General features: G+C 56.6%; 3 protein-coding genes. All 3 read right to left on the bottom strand.

The window, feature by feature from the left end:
* A partial coding sequence (locus tag LI114_RS13295) for a hypothetical protein (RefSeq protein WP_413770908.1) occupies nt 1–350 on the bottom strand: 350 nt, incomplete at its 3' end.
* Complete coding sequence (locus tag LI114_RS13300) at nt 343–1,575, bottom strand: hypothetical protein (RefSeq protein WP_227221070.1); 1,233 nt, start codon at nt 1,573–1,575, stop codon at nt 343–345. The genes LI114_RS13295 and LI114_RS13300, both read right to left, overlap by 8 nt.
* Nucleotides 1,576–1,786: 211 nt before the next feature.
* Entirely contained in the window at nt 1,787–2,122 is a 336-nt protein-coding gene (locus LI114_RS13305; RefSeq protein WP_022127193.1) for an HNH endonuclease, read from the bottom strand.
* Nucleotides 2,123–2,357: the final 235 nt, after the last annotated feature.

Genomic DNA, 2,357 nt, shown 5'->3' on the forward strand with positions numbered 1-2,357 from the left:
GGCGCACGCTGCGGCTCGATGTTTATTCCCATCTTGCGGTCAAGCGCACGCTGGCACTCAGCCGCCGCAGAATTGATGATCTCGTAGTTGTCTTTGAGCACGCCCGAGAGTATCGTGTCGGCGATGTTGTAGTACATCTTGCCGTCGGGCAGCGCGGCGACGTTGACGTATTCGCTTATCACCTGCGAAGCCCGAAAGCCTATTGACTGCGAGAGAAGCGAGATCTCTTCCATCTGCGCTGTGCCCGCCGCGACCTTGCCGAGCACCGACTGTATGTACGCGTCGCCCTGACATTTTTTCTTGAAAAACGCCCGAATTTTCTCGAGCAGCTCTGCGCCGATGTCAGCCATTTTCGCCCTCCATGCCCGTCAGACGGCGGATATTCTTTTCGCCGAGATAGTTGGGGGCTGCCTGATTTATCTTCAAAATAGCGTCGCCAACGCCCGCAAGCGCCGCCGCGTCGGGCTCGAAAATCGGCAGCCAGCGCGGGGTAAGACCTGCGAACGCATAGCGCGTATACGCCGCCTTGTCGCGCACGCACGCCGCCAGATACACGACGTTGAGGAAGCCCGTGCCGAACGTCCGCTGAGCCTTGCGCGCCGTCAGCCGCAGATTTTCATGGCTCGCGCGGATAGCGTCGTAGCTTGATGGGTTCGACGTTGCGAAGCCGAGGTCGTCGAGGGTCAAGCCCGTTTCGCCTGCGAAAAGGCTCGCTATCGACTTTAGCTGCTCAGAGTACGGCGTCATGCTCTGCTGCTGAAACTGTCCGACGGTGGGGTTGTTGCCGTCGTCGTCGCGAGTGACCGCCAACATCGAGGACATCGTTGCGCCCCACTTGTCCATCTGCTCGGCGCTGTCCGACAAGCCCAAAATGTACTTCTGCGGGAAGCTGTAGAACTCCGCCGAGATCTCCGAACGCCTGAGCGTTCTAAGTGCTTCCTGTACGAGCTCCATACACGCGCGGGTTATACGGCTGTGCCCAAAGGGTCTTACCGGGTCGGGGCGGTAGATCATCGGCACAAGCAGCGGGTAGGGCGCGGGGTTTTCGTATATCTGCACGTCCTCACCCTTGCGGTAGATCTCGGTCTGTTCGGCGGTGAAGTACGCCTCGATGGTCGGTTTGCCGCGGTCGTCGGTATCGAGCACGGCGTAACCCTCGCGCAGCATATTCGTGATGGGGTCGATAATGCCCGTCGCGCTGCCGCCGTCGATGACCTGCAAGCGCGGGTAGCCGTCGCCGTCCGCCGAGATGTAGATGAAACAGCAGGACGAGATGAGTGCCGAGATCACCGCGCTGTCGAAGAGCACATCGCTGTTGTTCTCCGTCAGTATCTCATTGACGCGAAACTCTCCGCCGCCGTCGAAACCGTCGAACACGATACGGTCGGCGAGCACGTCTACCGCCTTGGCGCACCAGCCGAGAACGGGGGTTATCCAGCGATAATCGGGCGGTATCATCTTGCCGAAGTCTGCTATTTTATTCTTCATATGGTAATGATCGTAACGCACCTGCACACGGCGGCGTTTGCATTTCAGCTTCGCCCGCAGGTACTCCATGCCCTTATATTCAGCCATGTTTTATCCTTTCGTTTCCAAACTTTTCAAGTCTGCGAGATATATAACCAGTGCAGAGGGTGAAGGGTCGCTCACAAGTTCAAGGGGCACCCTCCCCCCATATGCAGCCAAAAATTCGGCAAAAGTCACAAAAATCGTGTAAAATTCATGTATTTTGACGAACATTTGACGAACATCGGGTAAAGTGTTCAGCGCTCGCACCGCTGAGCCGTCAGAACGTTTTCCAGTCGAAAGTCTGCGGCAGTATGCGGTTGGATAGGAGCTCAACTGACTGATCGAACACCTGCTTTTCAACGAGCTTGTCCGACTTCTGCCGATTGCAGCACCAGTGAGCAAGCTGCAAATTCGATATGTCCGACGGGTGCCCGCCCTTGGCTATCGGGATAATGTGGTCGATACAAGCGGACAGCGGGTGCGGATATTTGAGCGTAAAATCAACCGGTCTGCCGCATATGCCGCACACGGTCTGCGTGGCGTATATCCGTTTCTTGTTCGCGCGGAACTGCTGCTGATGAGCGCCGCTGCGGTCGGGTCTTTCGATAGGCAAGGGGTTCACACCTTTCGGGTTCAAAATTTTGGAGAGGGGTGCAAAAAGACACCCCGCCCGAAAGCGGAGTGCCTTTGCGCAAATTTATAGGAGGCTCGGAAGCAAATGGCGCGGCGCATAAGGTCATGCCCTCGGTCACCGCACGGGACTTGCGCCCCGTAAATCACATGAAAGGAGATTCATCAAAAAAGAGCAAGTCAGTGCTTACCTACTGTCCCCAGTTTAAATTATAACA

Origin of the sequence: Ruminococcus sp. 210702-SL.1.03, assembly GCF_020559915.1 — a bacterium.
Classification (GTDB): domain Bacteria; phylum Bacillota; class Clostridia; order Oscillospirales; family Ruminococcaceae; genus YE71.

Bases quoted from the DNA above. Each gene is read 5' to 3' on its own strand.
- LI114_RS13300 (WP_227221070.1), bottom strand. From the start codon at position 1,575: ATGGCTGAATATAAGGGCATGGAGTACCTGCGGGCGAAGCTGAAATGC.